Annotated in this window: 1 pseudogene; it reads right to left on the minus strand. The window is 54.7% G+C overall.

What is annotated here, in order from left to right:
• A pseudogene (locus AC1RQI_RS17235) lies at nt 1-265 on the minus strand (TRAP transporter substrate-binding protein); the annotation flags it as partial.

Consider the following 265-nt stretch of genomic DNA (forward strand, 5'->3'; position numbering starts at 1 on the left):
GGCCCCTATCACCCGCAGATTCCAGCCAATTCTCCATAACGCTGGAGGCTGCCTGAGAAAGGGCATCGGCCAGCGCGGGCGAAACGGCATCATTGATAGTGACATCATGCTGACTGAGTGTTTGGTAGTTTTCCGCGGTACGGGTTTCGACCGTTTCCCAGTTATGCAGGTCGGTCAGCCGGGCTGCTTCTAGAATGGCGTCCTGCTGCTCGGCACTTAATGCATCAAACACGCTCTTGTTCATATGCACCATGTTGAGCGGAAT

Source organism: Salicola sp. AFF1 (assembly GCF_056783195.1).